This is a genomic window from Listeria marthii, assembly GCF_014227425.1.
GTDB lineage: Bacteria > Bacillota > Bacilli > Lactobacillales > Listeriaceae > Listeria > Listeria marthii.
On the sequence record NZ_JAASWB010000005.1, the window covers coordinates 75,307 to 97,940 of the forward strand.

Annotated in this window: 19 protein-coding genes and 1 riboswitch; of the genes, 13 read left to right on the forward strand and 6 right to left on the reverse strand. The window is 39.0% G+C overall.

Going from position 1 to position 22,634, the window contains the following annotated elements; translation table 11 throughout:
• Positions 1 to 9: 9 nt before the first annotated feature.
• The gene (locus HCJ55_RS10475; RefSeq protein WP_003735433.1) at positions 10 to 831 is read right to left on the reverse strand and encodes a MetQ/NlpA family ABC transporter substrate-binding protein; all 822 of its coding nucleotides are present in this window, start codon (positions 829 to 831) and stop codon (positions 10 to 12) included.
• 110 nt (positions 832 to 941) lie between these two features.
• Positions 942 to 1,061: riboswitch (SAM riboswitch) on the reverse strand.
• Positions 1,062 to 1,213: 152 nt separating this feature from the next.
• Here HCJ55_RS10475 and HCJ55_RS10480 point away from each other — a divergent pair.
• The 12 genes from HCJ55_RS10480 to HCJ55_RS10535 all read left to right on the forward strand — a co-directional run bounded on the left by HCJ55_RS10480 (position 1,214) and on the right by HCJ55_RS10535 (position 16,511).
• A complete protein-coding gene (locus HCJ55_RS10480) occupies positions 1,214 to 2,395 on the forward strand; it encodes a pyridoxal phosphate-dependent aminotransferase (RefSeq protein WP_185518084.1) in 1,182 nt (393 codons plus the stop codon).
• A gap of 211 nt (positions 2,396 to 2,606) precedes the next feature.
• Entirely contained in the window at positions 2,607 to 3,320 is a 714-nt protein-coding gene (gene yycF, locus HCJ55_RS10485) for a response regulator YycF (protein WP_003729146.1), read from the forward strand.
• 184 nt (positions 3,321 to 3,504) lie between these two features.
• Positions 3,505 to 5,337, forward strand: coding sequence for a cell wall metabolism sensor histidine kinase WalK (gene walK / locus HCJ55_RS10490; RefSeq protein WP_008946700.1), 1,833 nt, complete (start codon positions 3,505 to 3,507; stop codon positions 5,335 to 5,337).
• The gene (gene yycH, locus HCJ55_RS10495) at positions 5,334 to 6,656 is read left to right on the forward strand and encodes a two-component system activity regulator YycH (protein ID WP_185502992.1); all 1,323 of its coding nucleotides are present in this window, start codon (positions 5,334 to 5,336) and stop codon (positions 6,654 to 6,656) included. The genes walK and yycH overlap by 4 nt, the downstream gene beginning before the upstream one ends.
• 2 nt (positions 6,657 to 6,658) lie before the next feature.
• Positions 6,659 to 7,498 (forward strand): two-component system regulatory protein YycI, encoded by an 840-nt coding sequence (locus tag HCJ55_RS10500; protein ID WP_008946702.1) that lies wholly within the window; start codon positions 6,659 to 6,661, stop codon positions 7,496 to 7,498.
• A gap of 120 nt (positions 7,499 to 7,618) precedes the next feature.
• Positions 7,619 to 8,449, forward strand: a complete 831-nt coding sequence (locus HCJ55_RS10505) for an MBL fold metallo-hydrolase (RefSeq protein WP_185390517.1) — start codon at positions 7,619 to 7,621, stop codon at positions 8,447 to 8,449.
• A 97-nt stretch (positions 8,450 to 8,546) separates the two neighbouring features.
• Entirely contained in the window at positions 8,547 to 10,052 is a 1,506-nt protein-coding gene (gene htrA / locus HCJ55_RS10510) for a serine protease HtrA (RefSeq protein ID WP_185502993.1), read from the forward strand.
• A gap of 845 nt (positions 10,053 to 10,897) precedes the next feature.
• Complete coding sequence (locus HCJ55_RS10515) at positions 10,898 to 12,316, forward strand: glycoside hydrolase family 1 protein (RefSeq protein ID WP_185502994.1); 1,419 nt, start codon at positions 10,898 to 10,900, stop codon at positions 12,314 to 12,316.
• A 46-nt stretch (positions 12,317 to 12,362) separates the two neighbouring features.
• Positions 12,363 to 13,208: a BglG family transcription antiterminator LicT gene (gene licT / locus HCJ55_RS10520; RefSeq protein ID WP_031671577.1), complete on the forward strand. Its 846-nt coding sequence runs from the start codon at positions 12,363 to 12,365 to the stop codon at positions 13,206 to 13,208.
• Positions 13,209 to 13,330: 122 nt separating this feature from the next.
• Positions 13,331 to 15,208 carry a beta-glucoside-specific PTS transporter subunit IIABC gene (locus HCJ55_RS10525; RefSeq protein WP_185502995.1) on the forward strand — a complete coding sequence of 626 codons (1,878 nt, stop codon included), beginning with the start codon at positions 13,331 to 13,333 and terminating at the stop codon, positions 15,206 to 15,208.
• 120 nt (positions 15,209 to 15,328) lie between these two features.
• Positions 15,329 to 15,808, forward strand: coding sequence for a 23S rRNA (pseudouridine(1915)-N(3))-methyltransferase RlmH (rlmH, locus tag HCJ55_RS10530; RefSeq protein WP_008946708.1), 480 nt, complete (start codon positions 15,329 to 15,331; stop codon positions 15,806 to 15,808).
• A 64-nt stretch (positions 15,809 to 15,872) separates the two neighbouring features.
• Complete coding sequence (locus HCJ55_RS10535) at positions 15,873 to 16,511, forward strand: DUF998 domain-containing protein (protein ID WP_185502996.1); 639 nt, start codon at positions 15,873 to 15,875, stop codon at positions 16,509 to 16,511.
• 4 nt (positions 16,512 to 16,515) lie between these two features.
• On the opposite strand, the gene HCJ55_RS10540 is transcribed toward HCJ55_RS10535, so the two are convergent.
• The 5 genes from HCJ55_RS10540 to HCJ55_RS10560 all read right to left on the reverse strand — a co-directional run bounded on the left by HCJ55_RS10540 (position 16,516) and on the right by HCJ55_RS10560 (position 21,836).
• On the reverse strand, positions 16,516 to 18,387 hold the full coding sequence (locus HCJ55_RS10540; RefSeq protein WP_185502997.1) for a BglG family transcription antiterminator: 1,872 nt from the start codon (positions 18,385 to 18,387) through the stop codon (positions 16,516 to 16,518).
• A gap of 98 nt (positions 18,388 to 18,485) precedes the next feature.
• Positions 18,486 to 19,799, reverse strand: coding sequence for a PTS sugar transporter subunit IIC (locus HCJ55_RS10545; protein ID WP_003722918.1), 1,314 nt, complete (start codon positions 19,797 to 19,799; stop codon positions 18,486 to 18,488).
• 4 nt (positions 19,800 to 19,803) lie between these two features.
• The gene (locus HCJ55_RS10550) at positions 19,804 to 20,094 is read right to left on the reverse strand and encodes a PTS sugar transporter subunit IIB (protein ID WP_003722919.1); all 291 of its coding nucleotides are present in this window, start codon (positions 20,092 to 20,094) and stop codon (positions 19,804 to 19,806) included.
• Between the two features lie 16 nt (positions 20,095 to 20,110).
• The gene (locus HCJ55_RS10555; RefSeq protein ID WP_185518087.1) at positions 20,111 to 21,502 is read right to left on the reverse strand and encodes a glycoside hydrolase family 1 protein; all 1,392 of its coding nucleotides are present in this window, start codon (positions 21,500 to 21,502) and stop codon (positions 20,111 to 20,113) included.
• On the reverse strand, positions 21,495 to 21,836 hold the full coding sequence (locus tag HCJ55_RS10560; protein ID WP_185518089.1) for a PTS sugar transporter subunit IIA: 342 nt from the start codon (positions 21,834 to 21,836) through the stop codon (positions 21,495 to 21,497). Before HCJ55_RS10560 ends, HCJ55_RS10555 begins: the two co-directional genes overlap by 8 nt.
• A 197-nt stretch (positions 21,837 to 22,033) precedes the next feature.
• On the opposite strand from HCJ55_RS10560, the gene HCJ55_RS10565 reads away from it, so the two are divergent.
• Positions 22,034 to 22,585, forward strand: coding sequence for a hypothetical protein (locus HCJ55_RS10565; protein ID WP_185518091.1), 552 nt, complete (start codon positions 22,034 to 22,036; stop codon positions 22,583 to 22,585).
• Positions 22,586 to 22,634: the final 49 nt, after the last annotated feature.

Below are 22,634 nucleotides of genomic sequence, written 5' to 3' on the forward strand. Positions count from 1 at the left end.
AACAACTCCCTAGAATGCAGGTACTACAGACCCATTAAATTCTTTTTCAATAAATGCTTTTACTTCATCTGAATGGTAATATTTTTCTAATGTTTTTACGACTTCATCGTCTTTGTTGGCACTACGAACGACAAAAACGTTTGGATATGGATTGTCTTTTGTAGGTTCGTGGTAAATGGCATCTTTATTAATAGAAAGTCCAGCGCCCATTGCAAAGTTAGTATTGATAGCTGCGGCTGCAACTTCATCTAATTGTGCAGGGATTTGAGAAGCTTCTAGTTCAACGATTTCAAGGTCAAGTGGGTTTTCAGCAATGTCTTTTTTCGTTGCTTTTTCTTCCACGCCATCTTTTAATTTAATAATGCCAGCATCTTCAAATAGTTTTAAACCACGGTATTCGTTACTTGGATCGTTTGGAACGGCAATTTTGTCGCCTTTTTTAAGATTTTTTAAGTCTTTAATATCGTTGGAGTAAATACCCATTGGGAATGCTACTGTTTTAAAAGCAACATCTAATTTGTAGCCTTTATCTTTCTTTTGTTGCTCTAAAAATGGGATTGTTTGGTAGTTATTCGCATCCAAATCACCATCGTTTAAAGCTGTATTTGGTGTATTATAGTCATCAAATGTTTTGATTTTGATTTCAAGACCGTCTTTTTTCGCTAATTTTTGAACTTCCTCAGCGATTTGTTGGTGAGGTCCTGCTGTTGTTCCGATTGTGATTTTTTCTGTGCTCAAGGCTTTATCATCACTACCGCCTCCGCACGCTGCTAATCCTAAAACAAGGCTTGATGCAAGTAAAATTCCTAACCCTTTTGTTAATTTTCTCATCTTTTTTCCTCCCTAGTATGTTGTGTGATTATCCAGATTTATTCATGAAAACAATAAAAAAACTTCTCTATTTTAGAATAGAGAAGTGGAAAGTCGAACATATCCAGCTCCTCTTATCTACCAAAACGGAATACACCATTTTGCTGGAATTAGCACCTTCACTTTACGCTTAAATAAAGTTAGGTTGCCGGGCTTCATCGGGCCAGTCCCTCTGCCGCTCTCGATAAGAGAAAATATTTTAGAAAAACCTGTTAGTTAAAAATATACGCATATTAGCTTAATTTGTCAATGCTTTTTTAAGTTTTAAAAAAATCGTACTGGACAAATACTTCAGAAAACTTTACTATTTTAATCAATGAAACTTAAAAAGGACGGGTGTCATATGAAAATTTCCAAACGCTTGCAAAATTTACCAGATCAGTTTTTTTCTAGCCTTGTAGAAAAAGTTGGAAAAAAGGTGGCAGAAGGTCATGATGTTATTAACTTAGGTCAAGGAAATCCAGACCAGCCAACACCCAAACACATTGTGGAAGCGATGAAAACAGCTTCAGAAAAACCACTTAACCACAAATATTCTTTGTTTCGCGGAAAGCATGAGCTAAAACAAGCCGCCGCTGATTTTTATGCGCGTGAATATAATGTAACAATTGATCCAAATACAGAAGTCGCGATTTTATTCGGCACAAAAACTGGCTTAGTAGAGCTACCGATGTGTTTAATGGACCCGGGCGATGTCATGCTTCTACCGGACCCAGGTTATCCCGATTATTTGTCCGGCGTAGTTCTAGGCGAAGTTCAATTTGAAAAAATGCCGCTAATTGCCGCAAATAATTTTTTACCGGATTTCACTAAAATTCCAGAAGATATAGCTAAAAAAGCCGAATTAATGTATTTAAATTATCCTAATAATCCAACTGGCGCAGTTGCAACGGCCGATTTCTTTGAAGAAACAGTTGCTTTTGCCAAGGAGCATAATATCGTTGTTGCGCATGATTTTGCTTACGGAGGAATCGGGTTTGACGGCGAGAAGCCAATTAGTTTTTTAGAAACGAACGGCGCGAAAGAAGTTGGGATTGAACTATATACACTTTCAAAAACGTATAATATGGCGGGCTGGCGCGTTGGTTTTGCAGTCGGAAATAGTGAAGTCATTGAGGCAATCAATCTGATTCAAGACCATATGTATGTTAGTCTCTTTCCAGGAATTCAAGATGCTGCGATTGAGGCGATAACAGGGGATCAGACGTGTGTAAGAGAATTGACTGCACGCTATGAAAGCCGTAGAAATGCGTTTATTTCCGCTTGTAATGAGATTGGCTGGAAAGCAGTTGCTCCAGCGGGCTCGTTTTTTGCTTGGATGCCGGTGCCGGAAGATTTTACCAGTAGTGAATTTGCGGATTATCTTTTAGAAAAGGTGAGTGTCGCGGTTGCGGATGGCAGTGGCTTCGGTGAGTTTGGCGAAGGATATGTGCGGGTTGGCCTTTTAATGGATGAAGATCGTTTGGAAGAAGCAGTTTCGCGGATTGCCAAACTACATTTGTTTGATAAAGTGGCTCAAAAGTAAGCGGATATCCAATTTTAAAAGGAAATCGCTTGTAATAATTCAGATAATTACTTGTATGTGTTATAATTGATTAGTAAGTCTATTCTTAGCATGTTGTTTTATGAAGGCAGGCCAGAATTTAAAGTGTTTAGTGAGATTTTTACGCATTAAATAAAAAATATCTGTCCCGGTTAAAGCCGGCGAAATCCAGGAATGAGAGGACTGTAAAAAAATGGCAGAAAAGAAAATTCTTGTAGTAGATGACGAAAAACCGATTGCGGATATAGTTAAGTTTAATCTAAATAAAGAAGGCTTTGATGTATACTGCGCCTATGATGGCGATGAAGCGTTAGAACTTGTAGAAGAAGTTCAGCCAGATTTGATTTTACTCGATATTATGCTTCCAGGTCGTGATGGTATCGAGGTATGTCGTGAAGTTCGTAAAAAATATGATATGCCAATAATTATGGTAACAGCGAAAGATTCCGAAATTGATAAGGTTATCGGACTAGAACTTGGTGCCGATGATTATGTAACGAAACCATTTAGTAACCGCGAATTAATTGCTCGTGTGAAAGCCAACTTGCGCCGTCACAGCCAAGTAAGCTCAAGCGCAGCCGAGGAAGAAGAAAACAGCGAACTAGAAATTGGCTCGTTAATCATCCATCCAGACGCATATGTTGCTTCTAAACGTGGAGAAACAATCGAACTTACGCATCGTGAATTCGAATTACTGCACTATTTAGCAAAACATATGGGACAAGTAATGACACGTGAACATTTACTTCAAACAGTTTGGGGCTATGATTACTTCGGAGACGTTCGTACAGTTGACGTTACCGTTCGTCGTTTACGTGAAAAAATTGAAGATAACCCAAGTCACCCAGCGTGGTTAGTAACAAGACGCGGAGTCGGCTATTATTTACGCAATCCAGAACAAGAATAAATAATGAGAAGTGGTCGCCAAACTGAAAAAACTTGGTTGACCACTTTTTTTGGGTATATCCGCATAGTTCCTCGTTATTTTTATAAACAAATCGACCCAATTAATAGGAAAAACAATACGTCTACCCCGCAACATATGGTATACTAATTTAAATATATTACCCCGAATAGGAGTAGAACGACTTATGCATAAAATGAGATTTTTTCAGTCCGTACAATTTAAGTTAGTTATTATGTATTTGCTACTAATTATCGTTGCAATGCAAGTAATCGGCGCATATTTTGTCCGTGAGCTGGAAGGACAACTGGAGAAAAACTTTCAAGATTCTATTACAAATAGTATTACTTTGCTGGATTATAACGCTAGAGAAGAAATCATTAAAAACAGTGATAACTCAGTGAAATTACAAAATGATATTAGAGAACTCTTAGTCGACTTTTCGCGTGCAAGTAGCAATTTAATCGAAGTAAGAATAGTGGATGACAAAGGAAAAATTCTCGGCACATCGAATTTAAATAACCAAGGTATTGTTGGCCAAAAAAGCAACGATCCCCTTGTAAAACGAACGCTGTCACTTGGAACAACTTCTGAGGACAAAATCTATAAAGACGAATCGAATAAAAATAACCGTGTCTGGGTGAACGTATCCTCCATCAAAAACAAAGGAAAAGTGATAGGGGCTATTTATCTTGTCGCCGATATTGAAAGTGTCTATAAACAAGTCGATGATATCACCAATATTTTCATCACCGGTACGTTAATCGCGATGATTATTACTGCGGTACTCGGAATCTTGCTATCAAGAACCATCACCAAGCCAATTGTTGAAATGAAACGCCAAGCCTATGCGATGGCAAGAGGGAATTATAGCCGCAAAGTAAAAGTATACGGCGTCGATGAGATTGGTGAATTAGCGGATTCTTTCAACACGTTAACAAAACGAGTCCAAGAAGCCCAAGCGATGACAGAAGGGGAACGCCGCAAGCTTTCCTCGGTACTCGCGTATATGACTGATGGCGTAATCGCAACAGACCGCCGCGGTAAAGTAATTCTTATTAATACGCCAGCTGAAAAAATGCTCCGCGTGAAACATGAAAGTGCTAATGGTCGTTCTATTATTGATGTTTTAGACATTGGAGACACATACCAATTTGAAGATTTAATGGAAGTGGATGGTTCGTTAACGATGGACCGCAGTACTTTTGACAAACCATATGTTCTTCGTGCCAATTTCTCCGTTATTCAAAGAGAAACAGGCTTTAATAATGGCGTAATCGCGGTACTTCACGATATTACCGATCAAGAAAAAGTCGACCAAGAACGCCGCGACTTTGTATCCAACGTATCGCACGAATTAAGAACGCCACTTACAAGTATGCACAGTTATTTAGAAGCATTAAGCGACGGCGCATGGGAAGACAAAGAAATTGCCCCACGCTTCCTTGAAGTAACGCAAAACGAAACCGAACGAATGATTCGCCTTGTTAACGACCTTCTTAAACTTTCCAGAATGGACGGCGGTAGGGAACAACTAGAAAAAAGTTTCGTGAACTTTACGGACTTCTTTAACCATATTATTGACCGTTTTGAAATGATGAAAAAAGAAACAATCATGTTCAAACGTCATATTCCAAGAGAACCAGTCATTATCGAAATCGATGAAGATAAAGTAATGCAAGTGCTCGATAATATTATTTCTAACGCCAATAAATATTCACCAGATGGCGGCCGCATTTCGTTCTATCTGAAAAAATTTGAAGATGAAATTGAAGTCAGCATTGCCGATGAAGGTTTAGGCGTACCAGACGAAGATTTAGCAAATGTATTCGACCGATTCTTCCGCGTAGACAAAGCTCGTTCGCGGGAAATGGGAGGAACAGGGTTAGGGCTTGCCATTGCTCGAGAAGTTATCGAAGCACATGGCGGTCGAATTTGGGCCGAACGCAATAAGAACAAAGGAACCATAATTAAATTCACCCTGCCATATAGTGACTTACCGGAGGATGATTGGGAATGATGAAAAAAACAGGATTTCGCTCATTTGTACTAACCATTTTAGTCGTACTCAGCATCGTCCTAAGCTACTTTATTTGGAAGGGACAACCTGACTACGAAGCCATCAATGTCAAAGAAATCGAAAAAACAACGATTGATAAAACAATGACGACTTCACAAGTATTCAAACCATACAAATTAGCTGTCAATTCAAACGACAATAATTACCAAAGTTTAGACGCAGACTTATTAAACGAATTAATGGCTCAAGGAAAAGCATTCAGTTTCTCAGAAGTAGTTTTAGCTAACAAAAAAAGCAGTGAAGATTACGAGAAATTAATCCATAAAAATGGCACTATCGAGATAATTTTCCCAAATGATATTCCGTTCTCTATTTTCGCGCAAATTTTCCAAGTAGAAGGAGAAGGGCTTGAATCTGCTTTCTTTAACCGGATTGTGTTTGATATTAATAATACAGACACTGGCCTACATTCGGTGTATTTCGCAAATGACGATCAAGAGAACATTTACCAAAGCTCATTGCAAAATAAAGACATTGATAAAATCGAAAAAATTGTTAAAAAGAATGAAGGTAAGCTGACGCAAAACGACAAGCTGCTTTCTAACAAACGCAATCTGTTCTTAAGCACGGAAAAAACAAAACTAGATCGTAAAAAATATATTATTGACTCACTTGAAATTAATTTATTCACGTCCGCATTATTCCAAGATTCTGGTACAGTGAAAAGTGAAGGAAATACGTATACGGATGGTTCAAGTGTTATCGAAATGGACACAGATAATAAAGTATTGGAATATGTTAATCCGTCACAAGAGCGAACAAATCCAGAAGATCTTAGCAGTGTGAAACGTGCGGGACTAATTCAAGACAGCTTTAACTTTGTGAATGACCATGCTGGCTGGACTGGCGACGGGGCATATTATTTCACGGGTTATGCAGGCGAAAGCGCGACAACCAATTTCAGTTTATTCATTGATAATTTACAAGTTTATAATGAAAATGGCATGGCTGATATTTCCGTAACAGAGGGGCTGGAAGCAGTTTATAAATACATGAGACCGTTCTTCCGACTAGATACAGATGTTCCGGGAGAGAAAAAAGAAGTAACGCTGCAGTCGTCTTATTCTGTTTATAGTGCCCTTGCTCAAAACCCTAATGTAAATGCAGAAGAAGTTGAAGATATCGTTCCTGGGTACCATATGACGAGAAGCGAATCTTCAGGTATGAACCGGCTTGTCACTTTAGAACCAACATGGTTATACAAGTATCATGACAAATGGTTTATCTTCCAAGCAGATGCAGCAAAGGCGGGTGAATAAAAATGGATTGGCGTAAAACTCAAATGATTTTTATTGTGACACTCCTGATTTTAAATGTCTTTTTAGCAGTCATATTTTTCAATAAACAACTATCGGATGATCCGGATACACTAGGAAATGAAACGCTAGAAGAACGCTTAAAAGCAGATAATATTTCCCATCCTGACTTATCAACGAAACCAACGAGCGGCTCCATTTTTACAACAGAACGAGCTGCTTTTACACCAAAAGATGTTAGTGAGCTGACTGGACAAGCAATTACACTGAAAGACAACAACAAACAAATTTATTCCGTCTTACAAAATCCAGTAAAAGCTGGCAAAAAAGGCAACAATCCGGAATTCCAAAAATTTATGGAGTCTGGCGTTTATCGCGGAGAGTCCTATCAATTTTGGAATTATGACAAAGATGCCCGGACGCTGACTTTTAACCAATTAATCAATAATAATATGGTCCTTTTTGATGAAGCGGGCCAGATCACTTTCTATTTAGACCGCGATGATCGCGTAATTTCCTATGAGCAAACGTGGATGTCTAAGCAAGATGATTTAAAAGATAAGACCAATTTAATGTCCGCAACAGATGCATTAGAAGCGGTTTATCAGCACGGCGAGTTGAAGCAAGATAGCGACGTGGTTTCTGCAACATTCGGCTACTACACAACCGTACAGCTGCCGTCTGGAAATGTTTACTTCCCGGTTTGGTGCTTTGAAGTAAAACATTCCGGCGAAACGAATTATGTCCTCGTTAATGCCAAAGACGAACAAGTAATTAACCAATCAGAAAATAAATCAACAACCGAACCAGGCACAGAATTATCAAGTCGCCAAAAAGCGAAATAAAAGAAGAGTCAACCTAATTATCATGAAAAATTAGGTTGGCTTTTTCAAACGATGGGGCATGCAATTTTGCCGGATTAGCGTTACAATGAAAGATATATAAGCCTTTAGGGGGATAAAAAAATGTTCGCAAATAAAATTTTAACCGAAAAAGACACGGATCAAATCCGATTTAGTATATTAGCCAGCGGAAGTTCAGGTAATGCCACACTGGTCGAAACAGGAGACCAAAAAATTCTGATTGATTGTGGCTTGAGCGGTAAGAAAATGGAAGGGCTATTCGCGCAAGTTGGCCGTGATATGAATGATTTAGACGCTATTTTAATTACCCATGAACACTCAGATCATATTAAAGGGCTAGGTGTGCTTGCTCGTAAATACAAGCTTCCTATTTACGCGAATGCTAAAACTTGGAAAGCAATGGATAATATGATTGGCGAAGTTTCTTCTGATCAAAAGTTCCAATTTGATATGGAAACAGTAAAATCTTTCGGCAGTATGCAAGTAGAATCCTTTGGTGTATCTCATGATGCGATTGAGCCGATGTTTTACATATTTCATAAAGGGAATAAAAAATTTGTAATGATAACCGACACGGGATATGTAAGCGACCGGATGAAAGGTCATATTGCGGGGGCTGATGCGTATCTTTTTGAAAGTAATCATGATGTAGAAATGCTTCGAATGGGACGCTATCCGTGGAATGTCAAGCGCAGAATTCTTGGCGATGAAGGACACGTGAGCAATGAAGATGCAGCAATAGCAATGAGCGAAGTAATTACCGACCAAACGAAACGAATTTATTTAGGCCACCTTAGTAAAGACAATAATATGAAAGAACTAGCGAGAATGAGCGTAACTCAAACACTTATTTCAGAAGGAATTGATGTTGGCGGCAAAGTAGAAATCTTTGATACCGACCCTGATAACGCTACATCTATCTTTACGATTTAAGTTTCACCATTTTTTTAAAGCTTTTTCATCGTTTTTTCATATTTGGCGTTTACTATGGAAGTATATAAATGCGAAATTTGCAGAGAGGAAGGAAGACATGGACGAGAAAGAAAAGAATTTAAATGAAAACAGCGAGAACGAAAGCACGCCAAAAAGAGAGGTCGAGGAGACTTTACATACACCGGAGAACTCGCAACCAGTCCAAGAAACCCCTATTGTAGAAGGCGTGACCCCAGAGGGCGAGAAATTTGCCGGAGCAACAGAAGATGCAGCCGAGGCAAGTTCTACAAATGCATTTTTTGAAGAAGCAAGTAACAAAGAACCAGAACCTGCTAGACCAGCTCCAGGACCAAGACGAACAAGTACAACTGGAGGCGGCGCAGTCCCACCTAATAGAGTGAATAACGGCGGCGGAAGTGGTAACGGCAACGGGGAACCACCAAAACGTGGCAAACACTTTATTGGCTACTTTTTAACAGCACTTATTGGTGTTATCATTGGAGGACTTATTATTTTCTTCGTAGCATGGGATAATGGCGACAATGCAGATACAACTTCCAATTCAAACAATAAAGCTACCAAAGTAGAAAAAGTTTCCGTAGATACAACTTCAGACGTAACTAAGGCAGTGGATAAAGTACAAGATGCGGTAGTCAGCGTACTGAATTACCAATCATCATCTTCGCTTGATGGAACAACTTCTTCTGAACAAGAAGCTTCATCAGGATCCGGTGTCATTTATAAAAAAGCAAACGGTAAAGCATACATCGTAACGAACAATCACGTTGTAGCTGATGCAAATAAATTAGAAGTAACATTTACAAATGGTAAAAAATCAGAAGCTAAATTACTTGGAACAGATGAATGGAACGATTTAGCTGTCCTTGAAATTGACGACAAAAATGTCAGCACAGTAGCTGCATTCGGCGATTCTGATTCATTAAAACTTGGCGAACCAGCAATTGCAATTGGTAGCCCACTTGGAACTGAATTTTCCGGTTCTGTAACGCAAGGTATTATTTCCGGTTTAAACCGTGCCGTACCAGTTGATACAAATGGCGATGGAACAGAAGACTGGGAAGCAGATGTTATCCAAACAGATGCAGCGATTAACCCAGGTAACAGTGGTGGAGCTTTAATTAACATTGAAGGCCAAGTAATCGGTATCAATTCAATGAAAATTTCGATGGAAAACGTAGAAGGTATTAGCTTTGCAATTCCAAGTAATACGGTAGAGCCAATCATCGAACAACTAGAAACAAAAGGCGAAGTAGAACGTCCTTCTCTAGGTGTGTCCTTACGTGATGTAGATACAATTCCAGAAACACAACAAAAAAGCATCTTGAAATTACCTGATAGCGTAGATTACGGCGCAATGGTACAACAAGTAGTATCCGGTTCCCCGGCAGCTAAAGCGGGCTTGAAACAATACGATGTTATTGTTGAACTAGACGGCCAAAAAGTAACAAACTCGATGACATTACGTAAAATCCTATATGGTAATGATGTGAAAATCGGCGACAAAGTCAAAGTGAAATACTACCGCGACGGTAAAGAACAATCCACAGATATTAAACTAGAAGCAGCAAAAACAACGACATGATAATAAAAAGCCATTCTCTAAAAAAAGAGAGTGGCTTTTTTTCTGTGGAAAACTTGTGGATAGTGATTTTTTTCGGATATAGATATGGTAGAGAACAAGGATTCTGCTACTAAATATAGGAGCGGTTTGTGGATATGTGGATAACTTCTGTGGATAACCTGTGTGTAAGCAGTGAATATCTTGTGGAAAAGAACAATTTTGATAATTTAATCAATAAACACAGATTTATTTTTGAAAAAAACGCATTTTTTGCGAAAATATAGGTCAAAAAAGAAAAATGTGGATAGAAAGCCATTTATCCACATTTTCTGTTTTTGTAAGTTGAATATGTGACAAGGAAAATAACTTTACGCGGGAATGTGGATGGCGGGGATGATTGCAAGAGAAGGGGTTTCATTGTTTGGGTGGATTTGGATTCAGGCTGTTTAGATGACAGTTTTGCTTGTGGATAAGCTGTGGATAGTGAAAATCGGGTATCATATATATTGTGGAGAATATATGTTCGGACACAAAATAGAGAATCGACCTGTGGATATGTGGATAGTTTTTGGGGATAACTTGTGTATAAGGACGGGATAACCTGTGGAATAATTTTTTTGGGGTGGAAAATGATTTAGTCGCTTTTCCGAATTAATGAAATAAAAAAGTAGTTAAACAGGTTGAGAAAAATCATCATTGACAGAAAGCGCTTTATCTTGTATCATAATGGTTAATTAAAGGATTGTTACTGATTCGATCAGGCATGACCCGGAATAAGATAGAAACTTATCGAGAGAAATCTCGTGAGCTTTTGTCTAGTTTCGGGTCATTTTTTTGTGCAAAAAAAGACTAGGAGGCATGTACATATGGAATTCAGAAAAAATAAAGCATTCCCAAATGATTTTTTGTGGGGAGCTTCGACGTCTTCTTTTCAAGTGGAAGGTGCTTGGCAGGAAGATGGAAAAGGGTTATCTGTTATTGATGTAATGGTGAAAAACCCGGAAATAACTGATTTTACGATTGCGGTGGATCATTATCATCGAATGAAAGAAGACGTGGCCTTGATGGCAGAGTTAGGCCTTAAAGTGTATCGTTTCTCTATTGCTTGGACGCGGATTTTTCCAACTGGACGGGGAAACGTTAACCAAAAAGGGGTCGATTTTTATAACGACTTAATTGATGAACTTTGTAAGTATGGAATTGAACCGCTTGTGACTATTTATCACTTTGATTATCCGCAAGGGCTAGTAGAAGAATATGGTGGTTGGGTATCGCGTAACAGTGTGGAAGATTACCGCGCGTATGCAGAATTTTTATTTAAAACATACGGCGATCGTGTTAAATATTGGCTGACGATCAATGAGCAGGATCATGTAGTGCGGATTCCAAGTCGTTTGGGTCTTACTGGGAAGACGAAACATGAACAGTTGAAACTTGGATATCAGGCAAACCATCACATGTGCCTTGCAACAGCTGCAACGATTAAAACATTCCACGAGCTCGGAATAACAGGGAAAATCGGGCCAGCAGTTTCATTTTCAATGATTCACCCAGCGAGTTCAAATCCAGAAGATGTGCTTGCAAGTCAAGATGCGATGCTCGTTAAACATAATTACTTACTGGATTTACATTGTAATGGTGAGTACCGTGTCCCATTTTGGCAGTATTTGCTTGACCGGGACTTTGTGCCAGAAATAGAAGCGGGAGATATGCAACTAATGAAAGAAAATCCGCCAACGATGATTGGTGTGAACTATTATTTTTCCGAGGCGGTTAAGGCATTTCCGGCAACAGAAGAATTTCCTATTGGTTATCAAAAAGAGTCTTTATTACCAGAAGCCGAGGCTGGCGTTTTCCAAGTAATAAAAAATCAACAACTTACGTCGACAGATTGGGGCTGGGAAATTGATCCGGTTGGCTTACGTTTAACGTTACGAGAATTGCATGAACGATATCACTTGCCTTTAATAATTACAGAAAATGGAATGGGCGCATATGATAAACTAGAAGCAGGAGATATAATAAATGACGATTACCGAATTATGTATTTAAAAGAACACATAAAACAAGTGAAATTGGCGTTTAATGATGGTGTAACTGTGCTTGGTTACTGTTCGTGGAGCTTTATGGATGTTGTCAGTGGTCGAAATGGCATGGATAAGCGCTATGGACTTGTATATATTGACCGAGAAAACTTTGATTTAAAAGAGATGCGCAGAATTAAAAAGCAAAGTTTTTATTGGTATCAAAAAGTCATTACTTCAAATGGAGAAAACCTGTCATAACTTAACTTTCCTAGATATAAACTAAACTATTGAAGAGGAATAAAAGATGATAATAAAAAAAGTTTTTAATAATAATGTTGTTTTAGTCATTGAAAATCCGACAGTAGAAAAAATTCTGATGGGAAAAGGTATTGGTTATCAAAAGTTTCCAGGAGACCCGGTTGATTTAACTAATGTAGAAAAAACATTTGTGTTGAATGATGAAGCGACAGAAGGAAAATTGGATGCTTTTTTTGACGAAGTTCCTTTAGAGGTTATTCAACTGTGCGGCCATTTGGTGAAAAGTGGTAAGCAGGAACTTGGCCCGCATATTACGGATAATTTACTTATTCCACTTGCTGATCATATAAATTTCGCAATAACTCGGGTAAAAGAAGGAATTCAAATTGATTATCCGCTAAAATGGGAAATTCGCCATATGTATCCGGAAGAAGTAGCATTTGCCGAATCAGTTATCGCTTGGATGAAAGAAAGCGCAAATATTGAATTGCCTAAAGAAGAAGTTGTTCCCATCGCGATGCATTTTGTAAATGCTAGATTTGGCACAGCAGAAGTAGAACAAGCTTTTGAAATGACAACTTTGGTTGCGAAAATTTTAGATATTATTAACTATCATTACCTTATTCAAGTAGATGAAGATTCATTAAATTATGCGCGTTTAATTACACATTTGCGTTACTTCATTTTGCGACAAATGAAAAAAGAATCAGATGTAGTGGAAGAAGCAATTCTTTATGATGTAGTAAAAAGTAAATATCCAAAAGCTTTTGAATGTGCCTTAAAAGTGAAGAAATTACTGGAAGAAACAATGGGATGGACAGTCAATCATGATGAGGTATTATACCTTGCGCTGCACATCCACCGAGTTACTACTAGAGAAAAAACAAAATAATTTATTGTAGGATCGTTACTGTTCGGCAGGCGTGACCTAAATAAAAGATAAGGACACTTAATTTTAAGTCGTTGTATCTTTTATTTGGGTCTTTTTTATTACAAATGAACTGGAGGAAAACCATGAATAATCAAGAATTAGCAAAAGAGATACTTGCCCTTGTTGGTGGCGAAAAAAATATTACCGATGTCATGCATTGCTACACAAGACTTAGATTTCATTTAAAAAAGATCGATTTAGCGGATAAAGAAAAAATTGAGGAATTACCAGGAGTTATTAATGTTCAAATTCAAAGCGGACAATTTCAAGTAGTGATTGGTAATAAAGTTTCTAAAGTTTATAAGGAATTAATAAAACTTGGCGATTTTAAACAAGGTGATAGTACAGAAATAACTGATGAAAAGAAAAAAGGAAATCTCATTGGGCGTTTCTTTGAAGTAATTTCGACGATATTCTCGCCAATAGTTCCTGCGATTGCCGGGGCCGGGATGTTAAAAGGTCTTTTAGGATTAGTTACTGTACTTGGCTGGGTCGAACCAACTAGTAGTGTTGTAACGATGCTACAAATTGTATCAGATTGTGTATTTTACTTCTTACCGTTTTTCTTAGCAGTTTCAGCAGCTCGAATCTTTAAAACGAATGAGTTTATTGCTGTCGCTGTAGCTGGGGGAATGATGTATCCAATTATTATGGAAGGAGCGAAAGCCATTGCGAATGGTGGACCAACTGGTTTAGATTTGTTTGGTCTCCCAGTTCCTTTTATCAATTATAGTTCCACAGTTATTCCGATTATTTTAGCCGTTTGGATTTTAAGTTATCTTTATCGTTGGGTAGATAGATGGATGCCGGATTCTTTGGGGATTGTATTTACACCAACTATTGTATTAATGCTGATTATTCCAATTCAATTAATTGTTATTGGACCACTTGGATCATATTTAGGTATTTGGCTTGCAGAAGGTGTTACGTGGTTATTTGCACACGGTGGAATTTTAGCTGGTGGACTTCTCGGGGCAACTAGACCATTACTAGTTATTGTCGGAATGCACTACGGTTTAATGCCAATTGCGATTCAAAATATCGCTGTACTTGGACATGACTATTTATTACCGGTTTTCTTAATGGCAAACATGGGCCAAGCGGCAGCAGCATTAGCCGTATTTTTGAAAACAAAAAACAAAGATTTAAAAGCAATCGCGGGATCATCGACAATTGCAGGATTTTTAGGAATTACCGAGCCAGCAATGTACGGGGTTAACTTGAGACTGAAAAAACCATTTATCGCAGCTTTAATTGGGTCAGGTATCGGTGGTGCATTTGTGACAGGCTTTGGCGTTACAGGAAATGCATTTGTTCTACCAGGAATTATGAGTTTACCAGTATTTATGGGACCAAAATTTGTTTATCTAATCATCGGGATGATACTTACAATCACCATCACAATCGTTTTAACATTCTTGATGAAATTTGAAGATGCACCATCTAAAAATACAAAAGGAACAGCGAAGAAACAAAATAAAGCTTCTTCTATTGAACACACAACCATTTTAAGCCCAGTAATCGGAACTACAGTTGCTTTAAAAGATGTGCCAGATGCGACCTTTGCAGAAGAAATTATGGGCAAAGGAATGGCTGTGAACCCAACAGTTGGAGAAATTCACGCCCCCTTTAATGGAGAAATTGCTACTTTCTTTAAAACGGGACACGCGATTGGCTTGCGGTCAGATGAAGGGGTAGAATTGCTTATCCACGTAGGGATTGATACGGTTAATTTAAACGGAACTCATTTCCATCCTCAAGTGAAACAAGGCGATCAAGTTAAGACTGGAGATTTGCTGTTGACATTTGATTTAGTGGAAATTAAGCAAGCGGGATATGAAACCATTACACCCGTTATCGTTACAAACACAGAAAATTATTTGGACGTGATTGGCGCTGATGAAAATGAAGTAATGGAGCGAGAAGATTGGCTGATTCAAGTAATTAATAAAATGAAATGATTTAAAAACACTATTCTTTCGCGGGAATAGTGTTTTTTGTTTGGAATTATAATTTTTGGTAGAGTTGTAAGTGCCATTTGAGGTATGATAAAAGTATTAATAAAGATGAGGGTGGCGCAAATGAATATCCAAATTGTAACGGTGGGAAAACTGAAAGAAAAATATTTAGTACAAGGAATAGCCGAATATTTAAAACGACTGAGCGCCTATGCGAAAGTGACAATTGTTGAAGTTCCGGATGAAAAAGCGCCAGAAGTATTGAGTGACGCGGAAATGAAACAAGTGAAGGATAAAGAGGGTGTGCGGATTTTAGCGAAAATTCCGGACGATGCCCATGTGATAGCGCTGGCGATTGATGGGAAAATGAAGTCGAGTGAGGAATTTGCGGCGGATTTGGATAAGTTGGCGACGTATGGTAAAAGTAAGGTGACGTTTGTGATTGGTGGATCGCTGGGGCTTAGTGAAGCGGTGTTGAAGCGGAGTAATGAGCGGATTTCGTTTGGACGGTTGACGTTGCCGCACCAGTTGATGAGGTTGGTGCTGGTGGAGCAGGTTTACCGGGCATTTCGGATTGTTCGGGGGGAGCCTTATCATAAGTGAAGTAAATCGGATGAATGGGTTATTTCATCCGACTAAACAAAATTAATTTTTAGGAGTGTGGAAAATGGTCTTTCTAAAAAAACACGGCTTTTACTTCTTGCTACTCGCTGTCCTAAGTGATTTCCTAACACCCTACATACTCGGAATCTTTTACCCAGAATTAAACCAAATGACGCGTGTTATGAGTGTGTTTGGGGATGTGGCTAGTCCGGTTCGGGGGGCGTTTTTGGTTTGGTCGGTGGTGTCTGGGGTGCTGTTTGTGCTTGCGTTACCGGCGATTTATCAGAGCGTTGTTAAAACTTCGCGGACTTTGGCGATTTTGCTTGCTTCTGCGATTGGTTTGTATGGGATTGGCGATTGTATTTTTACTGGATTGTTTAGTATTGATACGGAGCAGGCGAGTTGGACGTTTTCGACTTGGGTTCATAATATTGGCTCGGGGCTTGGTTATGCAGGATTTTTGATTTTTCCGTTGTTTCTGGTCATACTTTATCGGAAAACTGGTGAGAAGGCGCTTAGCAATGTTTATCTTGTGTTGTTAATTGTTAGTTTGCTGTCTGCAGGTGTTTACGGGCTTGCGCGGATTCCGGCGGTGAATGATTTGCCGGTTTTGGATAAAATTGGATTTTGTCAGCGGATTAGTTTCTTTTTTAATTATTTGCCGATTGTTGTTTTTGGTGTTGATCGGATTAGAAAACCCTAGATTTTCAGGAATCTAGGGTTTTTTGTTCGCAAAGTTTGATAAATTGTTGGAAATCTTCTTGTTTGGCTAGTTTTTTGACGAAGCTGCGTTCATTTAGAATAGTGACGAGTTGGCCGAATAATTCTTCAAAAGAGTTGTCGCGTTCTTCTTTCATGGTGAGCAAAAGGACGAGTTTGACGCGGTTGCCACTCCAGTCAATTGGTTTATCGAGTGAGCATACGGCGACGGCATTTTTTTTCGCGCTTCGCTGGATGGCATGCGGGATGGCGTAGTAGTTGCCGTAACAGGTGCTCGATAATTGTTCGCGCTCGAATACTTTTGCTACGTAATCGGGGTCGCAGTAGTCAAATGCAGTTAATTGCTCGCAAAGAAAGGTGATGGTTTCTTCTTTTGATTTGAAGTTTTGTTTTGGAAAGAACAGTTCTTTTTTGAAAAATTTTCTGGAAATCGAATCGGCTTTGGGCTTAGTTTCTAAAATGTGCTTGATCTTCTGTAAATCTGCTTCTGTTAAAAGTAAATCGTAATGATAGACCGGGATGTCGGTTGTTAAGTTTAATGGTTCGGCGGTGATAATTAAATGGATTTCTTTGTCTAGGATGAATTGCTTGATGTCGAAAATTGACTGAGAAACGAGTAAATCAATCGAAAAATCTGGTATTTTCTTTAGTTGGTTATGAACTAAGCGTTGGCTGCCTGCGCCGTACGGGGAAACTAGGAGGATTTTTCGCTTTTTACCGTGATTAATCGTTTCCGAAGCGGACAAAAAATGTAGCGCGATATAGGCGATTTCGTCATCTGGGAAAGTAATCGCGAGCTCTTTTTGGATAAAGGCAGAGGCATAAACACTGACGTTGTATATAAATGGAAACTTGTTTTTTAATTCTTCGGTGAGCGGATTGGTTAAATATTGTTTGTGATTGGCTCTTTTGTAAAGGGCTGATATGTGGGCTACTAGGTAGGTCGCTATTTTTTCGTCAGCTGAAAAGTCGATATGGAAGTTTTGATCCACTGCTTCAAGGAGCCGAGTGACAACGCTGCCAAAAACTTTTGCATCAATGGTGGAAGTTGTCGTTAGTTTGCCGGAATATAGCCGGGCGATATAGCTTAGTTCCTGGGTTGGGATATTGATTTGTAGTTCTTTTTCTAATGTTTCAGCTAGGTGCTCTGCCATTTCAAGACTAGTTTTATCTTGCTCGAGTAAAGCGGTTCGCTCTATATAGCTGCCCATACTAATCCGCTCAATTAAAACGGCGATATGCAAAATGAACGAAATCGTCGAGAAATCATTCATGAAAAATTCGTTCTTTTTGTGGTAGGCAATAATGAGCTCGGAAAGTTGTTTTAGATTGCAGTAATCGAAATAATCGGCGTACTTATCAAGGCTTAATTGATGGTTTTCGATTTCTTGATTGAGGAACAGGTTGAAGATGCGTCGTTTTTCTTCTTCACCGCCCTCGGTTAGTAGTTCGTTGTTTTTTCGAATAATACAAAGCGACTCATCTTTTTCAGCGATAACGATGTTAAGCTCTTTAATAATACGAGCTAACGTCGATTCACTAATAAAAAATTGATCCGCTAAATCATAGAAATTAGTATGATCTTGTTCGATAATATGGCGTAATAATTCAAAATGTAGATTTTCGTTATTTTTGGTTAGATTCATTTGTGAAAGCTGCTCGTTTGGCATTAGAAAATAGCCTTTTCCAGCTTTTGATGCAATAATCGTGGAACTAAATGACTGGTTAATTTGCATAATGTCATTTCGCACAGTTTTGGAAGAAACGCCTAACATTTCTGAAAGTGCTTTTGCTGTTACTGTCTTTTGGCTGTCGTTAAGCTTTTCTAACAATGAACGTTGCCTTTCTGAAATAGTCATTATATCCCCCCTAATTCTCCCTTAACCTATTGTTATTATACAACACCAAATAGAGAAAGAGACGAGTATTTTTGTCCCAATCTCTATTTAAATGGCTATTAATTAGCAGCGATGTTTTCTTCCTCGGCTTCTTTTTCTAAAGCAACGAGATTTTTCTCATAAACTTTTAGGAATGGGTAGTACATCAGACCATTTAAGAAAATCAGGATGAATACGAGAACGATGGCTCGCCAGTCCATGGTGGATAGGAAGGCTCCAATTGGCGCGGGCATTTGCCAGGAGAAGACGGCGAACGTTTTTCCAACAATCCCGAAATACATACAAAGATAGGTGATGACACCATTGAAGACGGATGTGAAAATGAACGGGAAGAAGAAAATCGGATTCAGCATTAGAGGTGTTCCGAAAATCAGCGGTTCAGAAATTCCGAATATGGAAGGTAAGAAGCCGACTTTCCCGACGGTGCTTAGTTGTTTGGATTTGGATCGCATCATTAAAAAGGCAAGTGCGAGAACGGAACCAGAACCACCAATGATAACGAAATACGTCCAGAATGGTGTCGTGAAAATATTCGTCAAATCTTGACCAGCCATTTTTTCAGCGGCGTTGATTGAAAGGTTTCCGTCACGAATTGGGCCTAGAATTCCGGCAAGTGCGGCATCGTGCACACCGAAGAACCAGAATAGGTGAACTAGGAAAATACTTAGAATCGTGAATGGTAAGCTATCGGCTGCTTTGAAACTCGGCGCCATTTTTTCATATAAGAATTGGATGGCGGTTGTGTCTAGTAGGTTGAAAATGATAAAGATAATCGAGAAAAAGGTCATTAAAATAATACCAGGAACTAAGGCTGCGAATGTCTCAGATAGTGAGGCTGGGACACTATCGGGCATGGTTATTCGGCCGACGTTTTTCTTGCGCATCCAATGATAACCTTCTACGGTAACGATGGCGACGAATATCGAAAGTAATATTCCGCGTCCATCAAGGAAACTAATGTCAACTTCTTTACCGTCCCAACCCATTTTGATTGGATTAAGTACGAGCATAAAGAAACCGGCTATAGAAAACATGAGTGGGCGTAAGAAATCTTCGTGGTAGTGTTTGCATAAATAATACGTGATACCGACGCAAATATATAACGACATGGCGCCAAGTGTGATTCCGCTAATCCAGTTTAGGATTAAATCATATTTTTCGGCAAAGTTTGCCCAGCCAAGCAGGAAGCCGTTTTTCGTATCATCTGTTACTGGAGCCGCTTTCAAAATAATCGGAATTGAACCAAACAAGGTAATTGGCAGCATGGACATAAAGGCATCTCTGGTTGCTTTCAAATGGCGTTGCTGGCTAAGTTTGTTAGCCAGCGGGGAAATATATTGATCCATTTTTTCGCTAATGGTATTAAATCGCATGTTTTTATCCTCCTATTAATTTCTGGATGTCTTCGTAAACCCCTTTTCCGTCCATGATGCCGTATTTTACTGGTGAAATGGCGTGGACTGGGACGCTGACGGCCTGTTTAATTTGTGGCATAAGGAAACGGATTTGAGGGCCGATAAGAACGAGGTCGACACCGTCCAAATAATCGGTATACTCGGATTCACTATAAGCAGTGACGTTTAATGTGTTGCCAGAAGCGGCTTCGATTTTTTTCGCAAGCATTCCTGTAGACATACCAGCATTACAAACTAACATGATATTTTTCATTTTCCTGCTCCTTTTTTTAAAATTCTCTTCGTTTGATGAGTTTTCCCTGACTTTCAATCATTTCTTTGAACCAGTAATAGGAAGCTTTTGGTTTTCTGATTTGGTTGTTTTCGAAATCAACTGCAACAAGTCCGTAACGCTTTTCGACACCATTTTTCCAAGAATAAAGGTCGAACGGGGACCAAGCGTAGTAGCCACGAACGTCACAACCAGCATCGATTGCATTGAAAATAGCGTTAATATGGTCATTCATAAAGGCGATTCGGTAGGCATCATCTACTTGTGGCACCGAAACGTCTTCGCGAACACCAATGCCATTTTCCGTCACATAAAGTGGTAATTGATAGCGTTCGTAAGCCTCGATTAAGCCATCTTGTAAGCCTTTTGGATAAATTTCTGTGTCCCATTCGGTCGTTTCGTTGGCGGGATCTTTCACTTGTTCGAACCAGTTTTTGATAAGAACTTTACTTTCGCCTTTTTTACCGCTGTGGTTAAATTGTAGCTGGGTTTCGCCACCAGTGTATGGTTTAACAAGCGTGCGCGAATAGTAATTTAAGCCGATGAAGTCGACAGTGTTTTGTTTAATTGTTTGTAGTTCGTCTGTTTTCATAAAACTGATATCGTGCGATTTTGCTAGTTCAGCAATGAGGTCGACTGGAAATTCGCCAAGTGCGGCTGTGTCGAGAATCCAGTTGTTGCAATAGTTATCAGCGTAGCGCATTGCGATTTTTGTTTCGATACTTTCATCGACACCATTAACTGGCGTGTAGCTGTGAACAATGCCAATTTGCCCAGGATAGCCGCCTTCTTTAAAAGCCCTCACACCTAAAGCACTCGCGTACATCACATTATAAGCGGCAATCATCGTTTTTTGTGTATCTTGATAGCCGGGCGGGTAGTTGCCGATTTTATATCCGTTAGCAACAAACCATTTTGGTTCGTTAAAAGTGGTCCAATTCGTGATTTTATCGCCAAAATGGTCATAACAAACCTTGGCATAATGCTCAAATGCAGCACAAACGTCGTGATCCAACCAGCCACCAGTTTCTTCCCAATATTGCGGCAAATCCCAATGATAAAGTGTCGCAAATGGCTCAATATCATATTTTTTACACGTATCTAGCAAGTTTTGGTAAAATTCGATTCCTTTTAAATTGATATCACCTTGCCTATTTTTAATAATTCGCGGCCAAGATAAGGAAAAACGATACGAATTTTGTCCGCCTTCTTTCATCATCCGAATGTCTTCCTCATAGCGGTGATAGTGATCGCTTGCCACATCGCCATTCTCAAGACCAGCCTCATGCAAGTAATAATCCCACATCGATTCCGCCTTGCCATCCACATTCCAAGCACCTTCACATTGATAAGAGGCCGTTGCACCTCCCCATAAAAAGTTATTATTCATTAGATAAACTCCATTTCCATTGATAAATTTCTCCCAGTTCCCGAATCATTTCCACGGCAATATCCGTAGAAGACAAGTGACCCTCCGCATGAACAAGCAGTAAATCCACCTCTCTCATTCGGTTCTCTGAAGATAGTTTTCGTAAAAGTTCCGCGTGCGCTCGGTGCGCCAGTTTAATCTCATCTTTCGCTTCAGTAATTTTCTGCGTGAAAGCGTCGCTGTTTTGCTGTTTTACTTCTTTCAGTGCCTCAAAAGCACAACTTTTCGCATTCCCGGCGTGTAAGATGATCGCCATGGAATCGAGTTCTGTTGTTAGTTCGTTGCTATCTGTCACGTAAAGACCTCCTTTTGATTTGTCTTTACTATAGCTGGAAAAATGGGGGAGGTGAAATTATTATTTGCCACTTTGGAAGTGGAAATTGGTTTAGGTTTGGAATTTTTTATGTACTGGGATATGATGTTATAGAAGACGAAATATCGAGGTGGAACGGGATTAACCGTTAATTATATACAAAAAAGGAGAGCAACGAGATGAACAAGAAGTTAATAAGTATTATTTTTTTAGGGATTTGTCTTTTGTTAGTGGGTTGTGGTAAAGAGGTTGTTGATAGTAAGTATACTGGGAAGTGGAAGTTGGAATCGGTTGGAGTAGGTGCTAGTGATGGGGTGAATTTCAAGGATACGGATGAGTCGGGTAAGATTAGTGTTGATCTGGAAATTGATACGGACGGGAACGTAAAAGAATTGTATATTGATGATGAAGTTGCCATGACTAATTCTTATAAAATAAAACAAAAAGATGGCGATGAATATCAATATGATGGCCCAGTAGTTAGTAAGAAAGTGTATAGTTATGAGACAGAAAGTGAAAAAGAGAATGTGCAAAAAGTCCTTGAAATGGTTAAAGCGAAGGATAATATCAAGATAACGAAAAGTGAACCAAAAGGAAATGAATATCATTTAGATACTAAGGAAGAAAGCGATTATGTGCTTTCCATGGAACTGGAAAGTAAAAATTTGATTTTGAAAAAAGTGGATGATAAAGAGAACATTATGGTTAAGGAAACTTATAAGAAAAATTAAATTATAAGAAACGGGAATCGGAAGTCCGTTGTAACCACCTATTTTAGCA